Source organism: Alkalihalophilus pseudofirmus, from assembly GCF_029094545.1.
Classification (GTDB): Bacteria; Bacillota; Bacilli; order Bacillales; family Bacillaceae_D; genus Alkalihalophilus; species Alkalihalophilus pseudofirmus.
Map to the genome: position 1 here is coordinate 155,533 of NZ_CP117835.1, position 16,617 is coordinate 172,149.

Genomic DNA, 16,617 nt, shown 5'->3' on the forward strand with positions numbered 1-16,617 from the left:
AAAGGTGAAACGGTTGGGAACTGCCTAATGGGGATTTCCGGTTAGGCTTTCCTGGCAGTCTACCGGAGTTCGACGTTTTGAAGGAGGGTTTGTTTTAATGATTGAAATCGAAAAGCCAAATATTGAAACGGTTGAAGTTAGTGAAGACGCAAAGTACGGTAAATTTGTCGTTGAGCCACTAGAGCGTGGGTATGGAACGACTCTTGGTAACTCCTTACGTCGTATTCTTTTATCTTCTCTTCCTGGTGCTGCTGTTACTTCAGTTCAAATTGATAGTGTTCTGCACGAATTCTCAACAATTGAAGGTGTTGTAGAAGACGTAACGACTATTATCTTGAACCTTAAGAAACTTGCACTTAAGATTTATTCTGATGAAGAGAAGACGCTAGAGGTAGATGTTCAAGGTGAAGGTGTAGTAACTGCAGGCGATTTAACACATGATAGTGATATCGAAGTGCTAAATCCAGATCTGCATATTGCAACTTTAGCAAAAGGAGCACACTTCCATATGCGCCTTACAGCAAAGCGTGGCCGTGGTTACGCACTTGCTGAAGGGAATAAGAATGACGATCAACCGATTGGTGTTCTTCCTATTGACTCTATTTACACACCGGTATCTCGTGTCAACTATCAAGTTGAAAACACTCGTGTCGGTCAAGTCACCAACTATGACAAACTAACCCTTGATGTGTGGACTGACGGAAGCATTCGCCCAGAAGAGGCTGTGTCACTTGGCGCAAAAATCTTAACTGAGCATCTTAATATTTTTGTAGGCTTAACGGATCAAGCACAAAATGCTGAAATCATGGTCGAAAAAGAAGAAGATCAAAAGGAAAAAGTTCTTGAAATGACGATTGAAGAACTTGATCTTTCTGTTCGTTCTTACAACTGCCTGAAGCGTGCTGGTATCAATACGGTACAAGAGTTAACGCAGAAGTCAGAAGAAGACATGATGAAAGTACGTAACCTTGGACGTAAGTCACTAGAAGAAGTTCAAGAGAAACTTGGCGAACTAGGTTTAGGCCTTCGTAAAGAAGACTAATCCCAGCCTGCTCTTAACTCTTTTAAGGTTTGAAAGTTCTTTTATATCTCTGGCTTAACAGCAAGAGAAGGTAACAAAGGAGGGAAACGAACATGGCATACGCAAAATTAGGTCGTGATAGTGCTGGTCGTAAGGCTCTTTTCCGTGACTTAGCAACTGACCTTATCATTAATGAGCGCATCGAAACGACTGAAGCGAAAGCAAAAGAGCTACGTTCTATCGTTGAGAAAATGATCACTTTAGGGAAGCGTGGAGATCTTCATGCTCGTCGTCAAGCTGCAGCTTTCATTCGTCGTGAAGTAGCTAACGAAGAGACTAACGAAGATGCAATCCAAAAGCTATTCTCTGAAATCGCAACTCGTTACGAGGATCGTCAAGGCGGTTACACTCGTATTCTTAAAGTTGGTCCTCGTCGTGGAGACGGTGCACCAATGGCGATTATTGAACTTGTATAATTAGAGTCTTTAAAGAGTCATTATATGAGGCGACAAAGGGCTGTACAGGATCTGAGCAAGTAACGCTCTGACTCTGGGGGCCCTTTTTTGTTGCTCATATATTTGTCATAGAGAATGGGACCACTCCTATATATTGATTTCATTCGGTTTCATTCGAGTAAAAGACCTTTTGAGGAGGGTTTTATTTGTCTGCTTTTATTGAGCTTAAGGAAGTATCGTTTCAATACGAAGAATCGAAGGATCTAGCGCTTCATGACTTGACGATCTCCTTTAACCGAAAGGAATGGGTGTCCATTCTAGGACGAAATGGATCAGGTAAGTCCACGTTTGGCAGGTTAATCAATGCCTTGCTGACACCGCAGCAAGGCAAGGTGATAGTAGATGGCTTCCATACATCTTCTGAAGAGGAGTTATGGCAAGTGAGAAAGCGTGTCGGTATGATTTTTCAAAATCCAGATCATCAATTCGTTGCAACGACTGTTCGCGATGATATTGCTTTTGGGTTAGAAAATCAGGGGATTCCTCGTGATGAGATAATCTCTCGGATCGAAAAGTACTCTCAATTAATCGGTATCAGTCATCTCTTAGATGCAGAGCCTCACCGCCTATCTGGCGGACAGAAGCAGCGTGTAGCGATTGCTGGCATTATTGCCCTAGAGCCTGATCTAATAATATTTGATGAAGCAACGTCCATGCTTGATCCCTCAGGCCGTAAAGATGTCATGAAAACGATGAAGATGCTTCATGACCGCGGTATGGCTATTATGACGATTACTCATGACATGGAAGAAGCAGTCATGGCTGAACGTGTACTTATCTTTGAAAATGGTCAAATAAAAGCAGATGGTTCACCCAAAGAGGTATTTCAATCGAGTGAACAGTTAGAAGCTGCTGGTTTGAAGGTGCCTTTTTCTGTACGTCTTGCTCATGAGCTAGAACAAAAGGGGATCAGCTTCGAGCAGTTACCTCTGACGGAAGGAGAGTTGGTGCGGGCGTTATGGACATATCATTCAAAGGCGTAGAACATCGGTATATGATTGGGACACCATTTGAAAAAACGGCCTTACATCCTGTAGACCTCTTTATTCCTTCCGGTTCATTTACTGCCATAATTGGCCATACAGGATCAGGTAAGTCTACTCTTATTCAGCATATTAATGGACTCCTTAAGCCAAGTGCAGGAGAGATTGTAATCGGTAAATTTAAACTGAATGCTGATAAAAAGAATAAGCAGCCGTTACGAAATTTAAGGCAGCAGGTTGGTCTTGTTTTTCAATACCCTGAGCATCAGTTGTTTGAAGAAACAGTGGCTAAGGATATTTGTTTTGGGCCGATGAATTACGGAGTAACTGAAGAAGCGGCTATGCGCCGGGTGCGTGAGCTTCTGCCTCTTGTAGGGCTAAATGAAGATGTACTTGAGTCGTCTCCTTTTCAATTAAGCGGCGGACAGATGCGGCGGGTAGCGATAGCTGGAGTCCTTGCCATACGACCTTCTGTGCTTGTATTAGATGAGCCGACAGCTGGCCTTGACCCAGAAGGAAGAGTCCAGATGCTTGAGCTCTTTAATAATTATCATAAGGAATATGGCACGACAACGATTCTTGTTACTCACAGCATGGAGGATGCAGCGAAATATGCTGATCATTTAGTGGTAATGAATAACGGGAAGATTGAGATGTCTGGCAGCCGTGATGAAGTGTTTAAGGAGTCTGAGCGTCTTAGTGAGATAGGGCTTGATTTGCCTGACACTGTTCGACTGCTGGCTCAAGTGAAAAAGAAGTTTAACCTTACTGAGGTTCCTCTGCTTTTTGAAAAAGAAGAAGTGGCTGCATTTCTAGCAGACCTTCTTCACGAGAAAGGAGAGGGCTGATCATGTTTCAAAATGTAATTATCGGCCAGTATGTGCAGGGTAATTCCTTTTTGCATAAACTTGATCCTCGTTCAAAGCTGATTAGTGTCTTTATTTTATTAATCATCATTTTCTTTGCTGATAACTGGTTTTCAAGCTTATTGCTAGTAGGGTTAACTGTCATGTTAATGGCTATCTCAAAGGTTCCGCTTTTATTTTTATATCGCGGGCTCAGGCCGATTTTATGGTTAGTGTTGTTCACTCTCATTCTCCATATCCTCTTGACAAAAGAGGGGCCTGTCCTGATGACGCTCGGTCCGATCGCCATTCATGAGGGCGGTGTAATGAACGGGTTATTTATTGCTACGAGACTGTTAACGCTTGTGATGCTGACATCATTGATCACATTAACAACGAGTCCGATTGATTTAACAGATGGGCTAGAGTCTTTGTTTACCCCGCTTAAAAAAGTTGGGCTGCCGGCACATGAGCTTGCTTTAATGATGTCGATTGCTCTCCGGTTTATCCCAACCTTTATGCAAGAGACGGAAAAGATCTTAAAAGCGCAGATGGCCCGCGGGGTGGATTTTAGTTCTGGTCCGATTTCTAAGCGGGTAAAAGCACTGCTTCCGCTTCTCGTACCGTTGTTTATCAGTGCGTTTAAGAGAGCAGAGGACTTAGCTCTTGCAATGGAAGCGCGCGGCTACAGGGGCGGTGAAGGCCGTACGAAGCTAAGAGTGTTGATGTGGAATGGCAAGGACTCTTTTGTCGTCGTGGCGGCTGTGGTGATTGGCGTTGGAATTATATTGTTACGAAACGGGTAGGTGAAGCGAATTGAACCGTATAGCATGTGTCATCTCGTATGATGGAACGAACTTTTCAGGCTATCAAGTCCAGCCGAATAAACGAACCGTACAAATAGAGATCGAGCAAGCCTTAAAACGTGTGCATAAAGGACAAGAGGTAAGTGTCACTGCCTCTGGCCGTACCGATGCAGGTGTTCATGCCAAAGGCCAAGTCATTCATTTTGACAGCCCGTTTCGTATTCCTGAAGCCCAATGGCCTAAAGCATTAAATGCATGTCTGCCTGATGATATTCGAGTGCTTTCTGCGCGCTATGCAGAGAAGGATTTTCATGCGAGATATCATACAACAGGCAAGGAGTATCGCTATCGTGTGCTGAATGCAGAAGATCCTGATGTATTCAGACGGCATCATACAGCACATGTCTCGTACGCGCTTGATATTGATAAAATGAGACAGGCAGCGGCTTATTTAATTGGCACTCATGACTTCAGCGCGTTTTGTGCAGCAAATACAAGTGTCATAGATAAAGTGCGCACTCTTTACGCAGTCGACATTAACGTACACGAAGATGAACTGCATTTTATTTTGCGCGGGAATGGCTTTCTCTACAATATGGTTCGGATTATTGTCGGCACGCTGCTTGAGGTTGGCTACGGCAAGAGAACAGCAGAGAGTGTGGATACAGCACTTCGTACGTGCAAGCGGGATGATGCTGGAAAAACAGCTCCTCCACAGGGACTTTATCTATGGTCCGTACAATATAATGACTGAAATAAGTTTTCCAGAAAAAAACTTTCTAAAACAACGAACCCTAGTGTAACAAATTGTTGACATTGGGTTTTGATTATTATATGATGTTAGATGGTAATTCTAACACCCACTAGCCCCGGGTAGTAGAATGTTACAAGAGACTTTGGATTTAACACACTTGATTTTAAATTTGAAAGTGAACGTATTTAGGAGGGAAATTCATGCGTACAACATATATGGCAAAGCCAAACGAAGTTGAGCGTAAGTGGTTTGTAGTAGACGCTGAAGGCCAAACTCTTGGTCGTCTAGCTTCTGAAGTTGCTTCTATCCTTCGTGGTAAGCACAAACCAACTTACACTCCGCACGTTGACACTGGTGACCACGTGATCATCATCAACGCAGAGAAAATTGAACTAACAGGTAACAAATTAAACGACAAGATTTACTACCGTCACACAAATCACCCAGGTGGTTTAAAGATGACTAAAGCTGCTGATATGCGTGCTAACAAGCCTGAGCGTATGCTTGAGCTTGCTATCAAAGGAATGCTTCCTAAGAACACGCTTGGACGTAAGCAAGGTATGAAACTTCATGTTTATGCTGGAAGTGAACACAAACAACAAGCTCAAAAACCAGAAGTTTACGAACTTCGCGGTTAATCGATAGGGAGGTTATTATCTTGGCACAAGTACAATACTACGGTACAGGTCGCCGTAAGCACTCTGTTGCGCGCGTACGTTTAGTACCAGGTGATGGTCGTATGATCATTAACGGTCGTGAATTAGATGAATATTTCGGTCTTGATACTCTTAAGCTTATCGCTAAGCAACCACTAGTTGAAACTGGCGTTGAAGGTCAATATGACGTTCACGTTAACGTTGACGGTGGTGGGTACACAGGACAAGCAGGCGCTATCCGTCACGGTGTAGCACGTGCACTACTTGAAGTAGATCCTGAAAACCGCACATCTCTTAAGCGTGCTGGCTTCTTGACTCGTGATGCTCGTATGAAAGAGCGTAAGAAATACGGTCTTAAAGCAGCTCGTCGTGCACCTCAGTTCTCAAAACGTTAATATCGTTTTCAAAAACTCTCATCCAATTTGGGTGGGGGTTTTTTGTTTGCTTAAATCCTTCATCTCCTGACAATTTTTCCACTGCATAGTGACATTTACATTCCTCATACTAATGGCAACATGATTTATGGGAGTGAGGAGAATGGCAGTTGTATCTACCTTTTCAGAAAAAAGGCGCGAAAAGCAGTGGAAATTTGAACGTGGGGTATTAAGGCAGCTCTCGTTAAAGCAGTTAAAAGAAGATGTGCATGAGCATTTTAAGCCAGTTGTTCCATTTTATTTCTTATCTCATCCTTTTTTACTTGATCCTTGTATGGACATGGCTATTGATGCTTACTTAGTGGGAGCAGAATACGGGAGGTTTGGCTACTTAGGAGAGTCCGTTTCAGAAGTCAAGGCAAGATGTGAAGATGAATTAACCGATATTTCCTTTTCCTTGTTTAACCTATTACAAGGGTGGAACGGGGATACAGATTATTTATTAGAGTCACTTAAAATTTCATCTGATGTCTTTATAGACCGTTGGTGGGAAAAAGGATTTAAAGAAGCAGAAAAACGCCACAGACTTAGACTTCATTAAACCATTCATATTTTCCTCCTTGTCCCAATATATATGGGTAGGGATATAAAGGGGGAAGGCTGATGATCAGGTGGATGAGAGGCATAGCGTTTGCGCTCAGTATAGTGGGACTGCTTTTTTTAATACAATATCAATTTATCAGTAAAGATTCGGCGACATGGCATCTGCCCTTATCAGGCAAGATTATAGTCGTTGACCCAGGCCATGGCGGGATTGACGGAGGTGCCGTGTCAAAACAAGGTCTGCTTGAAAAAGAAGTTACATTAGCAATAAGCGAACACCTAAGAGATTATCTTCAAGAAGCAGGTGCACTTGTATTAATGACGAGAGAGGAAGACCGCGATTTAGCAGGGGAGGGAACAAAGAAAATCAGGCATCGTAAAATTGAGGATTTGAAAAGACGGGTTGAGATCGTCAATGAGTCAGAGGCCGATATGTTTGTGACCATCCACCTTAATGCGATTCCTTCACCAAAATGGAGCGGGGCACAAACGTTCTACCATCGCGCAATTCCTGAAAATGAAGGACTGGCCAAATTTGTGCAAGATCAAATTCGGACGAACTTAGAGAATACAGAAAGAATAGCTAAGCCTATTGATAATATTTTCTTATTAAAGAAAGCAGAAATCCCAGGGGTGTTAGTAGAGGCTGGATTCTTATCTCATCCAACAGAAGCGTCGATGCTGCAGACCGAGGCGTATCAAGATAAGGTCGCAGCTTCAATTTACCAAGGAATCATGAGATATTATACGAATGAAGAAGAACCTGTCTCATAATTCTAACGAGGTGGAAACGGATTCACGGTCCTTATGCAGAATATGCTATACTAGGCATATAACTGGTTAAAGGATGGTGTTCATATTGGTAACAGAAACGACAATTGTCGAAGCCTTAAAACGAGTCAAAGATCGTGATTTAAATAAAAGCATCGTCGAAACTGGTGGTGTACGTGAAGTAAAGATTAAAGGCGGAAATGTCAGCGTCAAAATTGCTCTTGCCAAAACAGGCACAGCAGAACAAATGGAAGTGCAGCAGGAAGTAGTTAATGTATTAAAAGGAGAAGGGGCAGAATCTGTAGGCCTGCGCTTTGAAGAGCTGACAGAACAAGAGTTGAAGTCGGCTGGCGGATTAAAAGAAGCGGCATTTGAAGGCCCTTCTATTCTGGCTCCTGACAGTCCAACGACGTTTATTGCGGTAACAAGCGGTAAGGGCGGCGTTGGAAAGTCCACCGTATCTGTTAATGTGGCGACAACACTAGCTCGTCTTGGGAAGCGTGTCGGAATCATTGATGCAGATATCTATGGCTTTAGTGTGCCGGATATGATGGGAATTGAAGAGCGTCCCAAAGTCATTGCAGACCGTATTTATCCTGTAGAACGCTTTGGTGTAAAAGTTATTTCTATGGGCTTCTTTGTTGAAGATAATGCACCAGTGATCTGGCGCGGACCAATGCTTGGTAAAATGCTTAATCAGTTCTTTAGTGATATTGAGTGGGGCGAGCTTGATTACTTAATCCTTGATTTGCCGCCGGGTACAGGTGATGTTGCCCTTGATTTACATACAATGCTTCCTCATTCAAAAGAAATTTTGGTGACAACGCCTCATGCTACAGCAGCCTTTGTAGCTGCACGTGCAGGTACAATGGCTATTAAAACACATCATGAAATTCTTGGTGTCGTTGAGAACATGGCATACTTTGAAAGCAAGACAACAGGAGAGAAAGAATATGTGTTTGGCCGCGGAGGCGGAGAACGTTTAGCAGAAGAGTTAAAAACAGATATTCTTGGCCAAATTCCTCTTGGACAACCTGACATCGATGAAAACGATTTTGCGCCATCTATTTATGCTGAGGATCATCCAAATGGTCTAATTTATAAAGAAATTGCCGAGAAAATTATTGCAAAAATCGAAAAGTAAAAAAAGAAGCCGCTTTGGCTTCTTTTTTTATCCACCTGAAGATTGCTCGCCGCTTCCACTGCCACCGCCGCCTTCTTCTTGTTGCTGTTCCTCTTGCTGTTTCTTCTCTTCCTCTGCTTTGGCTGGATCTTGTTTCTTCATTTGCTCCTCAGCAACACTGCCTAAGATCTCACTAATTTTTGCAACGAAATAAGGACTCTCAAAGGCCTCAGACATAACAGTCATCACTTGCTGGCGGTATTCCTTTGACTTCATAACCTCAAGCACCGTTTCTTCCATTTCGGGATTTTGCAGAACGGTGATCATCATGCCTTGGTATTCAGGGTCTTTCATTAAACCTTTTAGCATCTTTTCATTTTCAGTCTGCATGCTTTCTGCAAAAGTTTTTGCAAACTCAGGATCACGCATCACTTCTTGCCAAAAAGCTCGTCCTTTTTCAGAGGTTAAGGTTTCTTGGATCGTTTCTTTCACATACGCATTGTCCATTACAAGCTCATGACGCATTTCTTCTTCGTTCATAATTTCTTGAATCGCTTGCTTGCCCTCATCGGTCTTAAGCATATCGACCATCATCTTTTTAGTACCTTCATAATCTGTATTATTGCCACCGCTTCCTTCAGCAGTTGCGCAGCTTATTAGTGTAAGTATAGCTGAGCATACAATCAACCCATGAAGAAATTTTTTCATGACAGCTGCTCACCTCCTTCGCTTTGTCATTAATTTGAGATATTTATTAAAAAAATATGCATGAGTAACAGTGAACAACTAGCATTTTTTAATCCTGATTGATACAATCATGACAGTATGTTTAACGATTTTGGAGGAAATGCCAGTGAATAGTCGGAAAGTGGTATATTTATTTTTTTCTACATTGCTTGTAGGAAGTTTAAGTGGAGCAATTGTTGGCTTTATTATTGATTTTGATGTGTATACAGGCGGGGACATTACAAATATGGTAGTCGGGCTCATTTGGCTGCTTGGGATCAGTGCGGCATTTAGCTTAGTAAGTCAAATGGGCTTCTTTGCCTACTTGACGCTGCACCGCTTTGGACTCGGTTTATTTAAATCGGCTAGGCTTTGGAACAGAATACAAGTGGTTCTGATTGCGTTTGTCATTTTTGATTTAATTTATCTGCGGTATATTGCCTTTGCAACAGAAGGTGAGACGATTCTGAACTATACCATTATGCCGGTTTTACTGTTAGCATATGGGCTAGTCATTGCTTACCTTAAAGCAAAAGATACAAATCAAGGAGCATTTATTCCAGCTTTATTTTTCATCGTGGTTGTTACAACGATTGAATGGGTGCCAGCCCTAACGGTAAATGACCCTAAATGGTTATGGATGTATTTTGCACCGCTTATCTCAGCAAATACATGGCAGCTGCTTACTCTTCATAAGCTGACAAATCAACCAAATACGAAAGCTCGAGCATAGTCGCTCGAGCTTTTTTTATTTCTATTTAATTTCTTCGCTTTCAGCTTCAGTGCTTGCCATCAGTTCTTCAACTGAAATAAAAGTAAAACCTTTTTCTTTTAATTGATCAATAACGATAGGGAGGGCTTTATCAGTCTGCTTTACAGAATCTGATGCATGGAACAAAAGAACGTCTCCGGATGTCGTGTTGTTTACGACATTATCTACAATGACATCGACTCCTGGATTTTGATAGTCAAGAGAATCCACGCTCCAATGTACAACACTGTAATCTTGTTTTTCAGCAAGGGCCAGGATTCGTTTATCAAAAGCCCCATTTGGCGGTCTAAGCAACGTTGGCTTTTCGCCAGCTAATTCAGTAAGAACTTGTTTACTCCTCACTAGATCTTTCCTCACCTTTTCATCTTCCCATGAAGTATAGCTCTTATATTGATAGCCATGGCTTCCGATTAAATGACCGGCCTCTTTAATTTGCTTTACTAAATCCGGATACCGCTCGGCCCAGGATGCAGAGACAAAGAACGTTGCTTGATCAACACCCTTTTGAGTTAACACATCAAGGATCGGGCCAACCTGTTTATCTCCCCAGCTTAAGTTAAATGTGAGTGCGATACGGTTATCATCTGTCTCCGCTTTGTAAAACGCCTGTGGTCCTTCTGATGTTGAAAAAACAGGAAGCTGGGCTCGTTCGATATATAAGAACCCTGCAGCAAAAAGTGCCATAACAATAATTAAAGATAATTGCTTCATACGTTTCGCATGAATGACCCAAATAAACTTCATTAATTATCCCCCTCGTCCACCTTTTAGGATAAATTTATGCAAAGTATTAAAACATATGAATAAAAACATTAGGTTTAGAAAACAATTTAGTTAGATGGCACTTGTAAGATATAACCAATTAAAGAAAACGAGTAGATAATGCTGTTGAGTCTCTAAAGGTTGAGGTGTTGCTTGTGTTAGGTTTTTTGTTAAATAGTAAAGAAGTAATTGAAGTGGAATACATGTTGAAAAGAGAGATGGAAGAGCTCTTACTAGATCTATCCGACCCGAGAATAGATGAGGTCGTCAAAAAAGCAATGGAAGAAAAGTATCAAATTGTGTACGGCATCTATAAACGGTTTGTCCCTCCAAATGAGCGAATGAAATACATGCTTCAAAAAAATAAGAAACATACCCAGTGAAAGGGGGAGGCATTGCCTTCCTTTTTCTTTTGCCTTAATTCACTATATGAATGAATAGAAGAAAAATCATTAAAAAATCGTTGACTTCAAAAAATGGACATGCTATATTAGTACATACCGCAAGGGAACAACAAACAACATTGAAAAATATTTCAAAAAAGGTTGTTGACTTCCACGTAAAGATGCGGTAAGATAACTAAGTCGCCAACGAGCGACGGACAAGTTCTTTGAAAACTGAACAAAAGCCAAGCGAAATAGAGATACATGATATCTCGTCAATGAATTATTTTTGAGCTTAATCAAACACTTTTATGGAGAGTTTGATCCTGGCTCAGGACGAACGCTGGCGGCGTGCCTAATACATGCAAGTCGAGCGGACTGATGGGAGCTTGCTCCCTGATGTTAGCGGCGGACGGGTGAGTAACACGTGGGCAACCTGCCTGTAAGACTGGGATAACTCCGGGAAACCGGGGCTAATACCGGATAACCCGTTCCACCTCATGGTGGAGCGGTAAAAGATGGCCTCTGGCTATCACTTACAGATGGGCCCGCGGCGCATTAGCTAGTTGGTAAGGTAACGGCTTACCAAGGCGACGATGCGTAGCCGACCTGAGAGGGTGATCGGCCACACTGGGACTGAGACACGGCCCAGACTCCTACGGGAGGCAGCAGTAGGGAATCTTCCGCAATGGACGAAAGTCTGACGGAGCAACGCCGCGTGAGTGATGAAGGTTTTCGGATCGTAAAGCTCTGTTGTTAGGGAAGAACAAGTGCCGTTTGAATAAGGCGGCACCTTGACGGTACCTAACCAGAAAGCCACGGCTAACTACGTGCCAGCAGCCGCGGTAATACGTAGGTGGCAAGCGTTGTCCGGAATTATTGGGCGTAAAGCGCGCGCAGGCGGTCTCTTAAGTCTGATGTGAAAGCCCACGGCTCAACCGTGGAGGGTCATTGGAAACTGGGAGACTTGAGTACAGAAGAGGAGAGTGGAATTCCACGTGTAGCGGTGAAATGCGTAGATATGTGGAGGAACACCAGTGGCGAAGGCGACTCTCTGGTCTGTAACTGACGCTGAGGCGCGAAAGCGTGGGGAGCAAACAGGATTAGATACCCTGGTAGTCCACGCCGTAAACGATGAGTGCTAGGTGTTAGGGGTTTCGATGCCCTTAGTGCCGAAGTTAACACATTAAGCACTCCGCCTGGGGAGTACGACCGCAAGGTTGAAACTCAAAGGAATTGACGGGGGCCCGCACAAGCAGTGGAGCATGTGGTTTAATTCGAAGCAACGCGAAGAACCTTACCAGGTCTTGACATCCTTTGACCACTCTAGAGATAGAGCTTTCCCCTTCGGGGGACAAAGTGACAGGTGGTGCATGGTTGTCGTCAGCTCGTGTCGTGAGATGTTGGGTTAAGTCCCGCAACGAGCGCAACCCTTGATCTTAGTTGCCAGCATTCAGTTGGGCACTCTAAGGTGACTGCCGGTGACAAACCGGAGGAAGGTGGGGATGACGTCAAATCATCATGCCCCTTATGACCTGGGCTACACACGTGCTACAATGGATGGTACAAAGGGCTGCAAAACCGCGAGGTTGAGCGAATCCCATAAAGCCATTCTCAGTTCGGATTGTAGGCTGCAACTCGCCTACATGAAGCCGGAATTGCTAGTAATCGCGGATCAGCATGCCGCGGTGAATACGTTCCCGGGCCTTGTACACACCGCCCGTCACACCACGAGAGTTTGTAACACCCGAAGTCGGTGAGGTAACCTTTTGGAGCCAGCCGCCTAAGGTGGGACAGATGATTGGGGTGAAGTCGTAACAAGGTAGCCGTATCGGAAGGTGCGGCTGGATCACCTCCTTTCTATGGAGTATTTAACTCTAGTCGATGTATGATCTTACGATCATATACGCTTTGGATCTTTTGTTCAGTTTTGAAGGAACTATCCTTCAATTAGATACTAATTCTCACCAAGTTGAGTAAGAGTTAGTACTTGGTTCTTTGAAAACTAGATAATGAAATGTAAACATATTTGTTCATCGGTATCTTTTAATAGAGAAGATTGAACGAGCATGTCAAGAATTCAACAACCTTTTTTAAATTTTGGTTAAGTTAGAAAGGGCGCACGGTGAATGCCTTGGCACTAGGAGCCGAAGAAGGACGCGACGAACGGCGAAACGCCTCGGGGAGCTGTAAGTGAGCTTTGATCCGAGGATATCCGAATGGGGGAACCCACTATTCGTAATGGAATAGTACCCATACCTGAATACATAGGGTATGAGGAGGCAGACCTGGGGAACTGAAACATCTAAGTACCCAGAGGAAGAGAAAGCAAATGCGATTACCTGAGTAGCGGCGAGCGAAACGGTATCAGCCCAAACCAAGAGGCTTGCCTCTTGGGGTTGTAGGACACTCTATACGGAGTTACAAAGAAATAGGATAGGCGAAGCGATCTGGAAAGGTCCGCGACACAAGGTAACAGCCCTGTAGTCGAAATTCTATTTCCTCCTGAGTGGATCCTGAGTACGGCGGGACACGTGAAACCCCGTCGGAATCCGGGAGGACCATCTCCCAAGGCTAAATACTCCCTAGTGACCGATAGTGAACCAGTACCGTGAGGGAAAGGTGAAAAGCACCCCGGAAGGGGAGTGAAACAGATCCTGAAACCGTGTGCCTACAACTAGTTGGAGCCCGTTAATGGGTGACAGCGTGCCTTTTGTAGAATGAACCGGCGAGTTACGATGTCGTGCAAGGTTAAGCTGATAAGGCGGAGCCGTAGCGAAAGCGAGTCTGAATAGGGCGAATGAGTACGCCGTCGTAGACCCGAAACCGTGTGATCTACCCATGTCCAGGGTGAAGTTCAGGTAACACTGAATGGAGGCCCGAACCCACGCATGTTGAAAAATGCGGGGATGAGGTGTGGGTAGGGGTGAAATGCCAATCGAACTCGGAAATAGCTGGTTCTCCCCGAAATAGCTTTAGGGCTAGCCTCGAGGTTGAGAGTTTTGGAGGTAGAGCACTGATTGGACTAGGGGTCCCCACAGGATTACCGAATTCAGTCAAACTCCGAATGCCAAAAACTTTTACTCGGGAGTCAGACTGCGAGTGCTAAGATCCGTAGTCAAGAGGGAAACAGCCCAGACCATCAGCTAAGGTCCCAAAGTATACGTTAAGTGGAAAAGGATGTGGAGTTGCCCAGACAACCAGGATGTTGGCTTAGAAGCAGCCACCATTTAAAGAGTGCGTAATAGCTCACTGGTCGAGTGACTCTGCGCCGAAAATGTACCGGGGCTAAACGTATCACCGAAGCTATGGATTGACACCTTAGGTGTCAGTGGTAGGGGAGCGTTCTAAGTGCAGCGAAGTCAGATCGTGAGGACTGGTGGAGCGCTTAGAAGTGAGAATGCCGGTATGAGTAGCGAAAAGAGGGGTGAGAATCCCCTCCGTCGAAAGCCCAAGGTTTCCTGAGGAAGGCTCGTCCGCTCAGGGTAAGTCGGGACCTAAGCCGAGGCTGAAAAGCGTAGGCGATGGACAACAGGTTGAAATTCCTGTACCACCTCCTCACCGTTTGAGTAATGGGGGGACGCAGTAAGGTAGGGTAAGCGCACTGATGGATATGTGCGTCCAAGCAATTAGGCTGAGAAGTAGGCAAATCCGCTTCTCACGTATGCTGAGTTGTGATGGCGAGGGAAATTTAGTACCGAAGTTCCTGATCCTCCACTGCCAAGAAAAGCCTCTAGCGAGGTGAGAGGTGCCCGTACCGCAAACCGACACAGGTAGGCGAGAAGAGAATTCTAAGACGCTCGGGAGAACTCTCGTTAAGGAACTCGGCAAAATGACCCCGTAACTTCGGGAGAAGGGGTGCTCTGGTAGGGTGTATGCCCGAGAGAGCCGCAGTGAAAAGATCCAAGCGACTGTTTAGCAAAAACACAGGTCTCTGCGAAGCCGCAAGGCGAAGTATAGGGGCTGACACCTGCCCGGTGCTGGAAGGTTAAGAGGAGGGGTTATCCCTTACGGGAGAAGCTCTGAATTGAAGCCCCAGTAAACGGCGGCCGTAACTATAACGGTCCTAAGGTAGCGAAATTCCTTGTCGGGTAAGTTCCGACCCGCACGAATGGTGTAACGACTTGGATACTGTCTCAACGAGAGACCCGGTGAAATTATAGTACCTGTGAAGATGCAGGTTACCCGCGACAGGACGGAAAGACCCCATGGAGCTTTACTGTAGCTTGATATTGGATGTTGGTACAGTTTGTACAGGATAGGTAGGAGCCTTGGAAGTCGGAGCGCCAGCTTCGATGGAGGCGTCGGTGGGATACTACCCTGACTGTGCTGACATTCTAACCTCGAGCCGTGATCCGGTTCAGGGACAGTGTCAGGTGGGCAGTTTGACTGGGGCGGTCGCCTCCTAAACAGTAACGGAGGCGCCCAAAGGTTCCCTCAGAATGGTTGGAAATCATTCGTAGAGTGCAAAGGCAAAAGGGAGCTTGACTGCGAGACCTACAAGTCGAGCAGGGACGAAAGTCGGGCTTAGTGATCCGGTGGTTCCGCATGGAAGGGCCATCGCTCAACGGATAAAAGCTACCCTGGGGATAACAGGCTTATCTCCCCCAAGAGTCCACATCGACGGGGAGGTTTGGCACCTCGATGTCGGCTCATCGCATCCTGGGGCTGAAGTAGGTCCCAAGGGTTGGGCTGTTCGCCCATTAAAGCGGTACGCGAGCTGGGTTCAGAACGTCGTGAGACAGTTCGGTCCCTATCCGTCGCGGGCGTAGGAAATTTGAGAGGAGCTGTCCTTAGTACGAGAGGACCGGGATGGACACACCGCTGGTGTACCAGTTGTTCCGCCAGGAGCATCGCTGGGTAGCTACGTGTGGACGGGATAAGTGCTGAAAGCATCTAAGCATGAAGCCCCCCTCAAGATGAGATTTCCCATGGAGTTAATCCAGTAAGACCCCTTAGAGATGATGAGGTTGATAGGTCTGGTGTGGAAGCATGGCGACATGTGGAGCTGACAGATACTAATCGGTCGAGGACTTATCCAAATTATTCTTGACATATGTTTACACATTATCTAGTTTTGAGAGAACCATCTCAAACATTTACAAAGAGGATCGAACAGTTCGAGGAAGCGACGAAGTGAATGCCCGGAGCGTATCAAGCATACGTGAGGACATGAATGAGGAAGCTGACGAAGAAATGTGAAGATCATCTGAAGTAAATCATAGTCTGGTGGCGATAGCAAAGAGGTCACACCCGTTCCCATGCCGAACACGGTCGTTAAGCTCTTTTGCGCCGATGGTAGTTGGGGGCTTCCCCCTGTGAGAGTAGGACGTTGCCAGGCATTTTTTTACGTTCCACAGTAGCTCAGTGGTAGAGCAATCGGCTGTTAACCGATCGGTCGTAGGTTCGAGTCCTACCTGTGGAGCCATTTTTATGCTTCCATAGCTCAGCAGGTAGAGCACTACCATGGTAAGGTAGGGGTCAGCGGTTCGAATCCGCTTGGAAGCTCCAGAGAGACTTTAT

Annotated in this window: 15 protein-coding genes, 2 tRNA genes and 3 rRNA genes; 18 read left to right on the forward strand and 2 right to left on the reverse strand. The window is 45.0% G+C overall.

Annotated features, from left to right (window positions below; translation table 11 throughout):
* The first annotated feature begins 97 nt into the window (after positions 1 to 97).
* From PQ478_RS00845 to PQ478_RS00895, 11 genes are all read left to right on the forward strand, one after another.
* A complete protein-coding gene (locus tag PQ478_RS00845; protein ID WP_012957162.1) occupies positions 98 to 1,042 on the forward strand; it encodes a DNA-directed RNA polymerase subunit alpha in 945 nt (314 codons plus the stop codon).
* A gap of 92 nt (positions 1,043 to 1,134) precedes the next feature.
* Positions 1,135 to 1,497 carry a 50S ribosomal protein L17 gene (rplQ, locus tag PQ478_RS00850; protein ID WP_012957163.1) on the forward strand — a complete coding sequence of 121 codons (363 nt, stop codon included), beginning with the start codon at positions 1,135 to 1,137 and terminating at the stop codon, positions 1,495 to 1,497.
* Between the two features lie 185 nt (positions 1,498 to 1,682).
* Positions 1,683 to 2,519 (forward strand): energy-coupling factor transporter ATPase, encoded by an 837-nt coding sequence (locus tag PQ478_RS00855; RefSeq protein ID WP_289235544.1) that lies wholly within the window; start codon positions 1,683 to 1,685, stop codon positions 2,517 to 2,519.
* Positions 2,495 to 3,367, forward strand: coding sequence for an energy-coupling factor ABC transporter ATP-binding protein (locus PQ478_RS00860; RefSeq protein WP_289235545.1), 873 nt, complete (start codon positions 2,495 to 2,497; stop codon positions 3,365 to 3,367). Before PQ478_RS00855 ends, PQ478_RS00860 begins: the two co-directional genes overlap by 25 nt.
* A 2-nt stretch (positions 3,368 to 3,369) precedes the next feature.
* Positions 3,370 to 4,170 (forward strand): energy-coupling factor transporter transmembrane component T family protein, encoded by an 801-nt coding sequence (locus tag PQ478_RS00865; RefSeq protein WP_289235546.1) that lies wholly within the window; start codon positions 3,370 to 3,372, stop codon positions 4,168 to 4,170.
* A 10-nt stretch (positions 4,171 to 4,180) separates the two neighbouring features.
* On the forward strand, positions 4,181 to 4,924 hold the full coding sequence (gene truA, locus PQ478_RS00870; protein WP_289235547.1) for a tRNA pseudouridine(38-40) synthase TruA: 744 nt from the start codon (positions 4,181 to 4,183) through the stop codon (positions 4,922 to 4,924).
* 200 nt (positions 4,925 to 5,124) lie between these two features.
* Positions 5,125 to 5,562: a 50S ribosomal protein L13 gene (gene rplM, locus PQ478_RS00875; RefSeq protein WP_022630061.1), complete on the forward strand. Its 438-nt coding sequence runs from the start codon at positions 5,125 to 5,127 to the stop codon at positions 5,560 to 5,562.
* Positions 5,563 to 5,582: 20 nt separating this feature from the next.
* On the forward strand, positions 5,583 to 5,975 hold the full coding sequence (rpsI, locus tag PQ478_RS00880) for a 30S ribosomal protein S9 (protein WP_012957169.1): 393 nt from the start codon (positions 5,583 to 5,585) through the stop codon (positions 5,973 to 5,975).
* Positions 5,976 to 6,117: 142 nt separating this feature from the next.
* The gene (locus PQ478_RS00885) at positions 6,118 to 6,555 is read left to right on the forward strand and encodes a YbaK family protein (protein ID WP_289235548.1); all 438 of its coding nucleotides are present in this window, start codon (positions 6,118 to 6,120) and stop codon (positions 6,553 to 6,555) included.
* 62 nt (positions 6,556 to 6,617) lie between these two features.
* The gene (cwlD, locus tag PQ478_RS00890; protein WP_289235549.1) at positions 6,618 to 7,331 is read left to right on the forward strand and encodes an N-acetylmuramoyl-L-alanine amidase CwlD; all 714 of its coding nucleotides are present in this window, start codon (positions 6,618 to 6,620) and stop codon (positions 7,329 to 7,331) included.
* A gap of 85 nt (positions 7,332 to 7,416) precedes the next feature.
* On the forward strand, positions 7,417 to 8,472 hold the full coding sequence (locus PQ478_RS00895) for an Mrp/NBP35 family ATP-binding protein (protein WP_022630064.1): 1,056 nt from the start codon (positions 7,417 to 7,419) through the stop codon (positions 8,470 to 8,472).
* Between the two features lie 27 nt (positions 8,473 to 8,499).
* Here PQ478_RS00895 and gerD read toward each other — a convergent pair whose 3' ends face one another.
* Positions 8,500 to 9,159: a spore germination lipoprotein GerD gene (gene gerD / locus PQ478_RS00900; protein ID WP_289235550.1), complete on the reverse strand. Its 660-nt coding sequence runs from the start codon at positions 9,157 to 9,159 to the stop codon at positions 8,500 to 8,502.
* 145 nt (positions 9,160 to 9,304) lie between these two features.
* On the opposite strand from gerD, the gene PQ478_RS00905 reads away from it, so the two are divergent.
* Positions 9,305 to 9,910 carry a KinB-signaling pathway activation protein gene (locus PQ478_RS00905; protein WP_075684011.1) on the forward strand — a complete coding sequence of 202 codons (606 nt, stop codon included), beginning with the start codon at positions 9,305 to 9,307 and terminating at the stop codon, positions 9,908 to 9,910.
* A gap of 21 nt (positions 9,911 to 9,931) precedes the next feature.
* Here the strand turns inward: PQ478_RS00905 and pdaB are convergent, their stop codons facing one another.
* Positions 9,932 to 10,693, reverse strand: coding sequence for a polysaccharide deacetylase family sporulation protein PdaB (pdaB, locus tag PQ478_RS00910; RefSeq protein WP_012957180.1), 762 nt, complete (start codon positions 10,691 to 10,693; stop codon positions 9,932 to 9,934).
* 173 nt (positions 10,694 to 10,866) lie between these two features.
* Here pdaB and PQ478_RS00915 point away from each other — a divergent pair, with 173 nt between their 5' ends.
* From PQ478_RS00915 to PQ478_RS00940, 6 genes are all read left to right on the forward strand, one after another.
* Entirely contained in the window at positions 10,867 to 11,094 is a 228-nt protein-coding gene (locus tag PQ478_RS00915; RefSeq protein ID WP_022630068.1) for a hypothetical protein, read from the forward strand.
* 308 nt (positions 11,095 to 11,402) lie between these two features.
* Positions 11,403 to 12,954: ribosomal RNA gene (locus PQ478_RS00920) — 16S ribosomal RNA — on the forward strand.
* Positions 12,955 to 13,196: 242 nt separating this feature from the next.
* Positions 13,197 to 16,136 (forward strand): 23S ribosomal RNA (locus PQ478_RS00925).
* Between the two features lie 183 nt (positions 16,137 to 16,319).
* Positions 16,320 to 16,435, forward strand: a 5S ribosomal RNA gene (gene rrf / locus PQ478_RS00930).
* Together the 16S, 23S and 5S rRNA genes with 2 tRNA genes alongside form the textbook arrangement of a ribosomal RNA operon.
* A 12-nt stretch (positions 16,436 to 16,447) precedes the next feature.
* Positions 16,448 to 16,522, forward strand: a tRNA-Asn gene (locus PQ478_RS00935).
* Positions 16,523 to 16,529: 7 nt separating this feature from the next.
* Positions 16,530 to 16,605 (forward strand) — tRNA-Thr (locus PQ478_RS00940).
* Positions 16,606 to 16,617 lie beyond the last annotated feature (12 nt).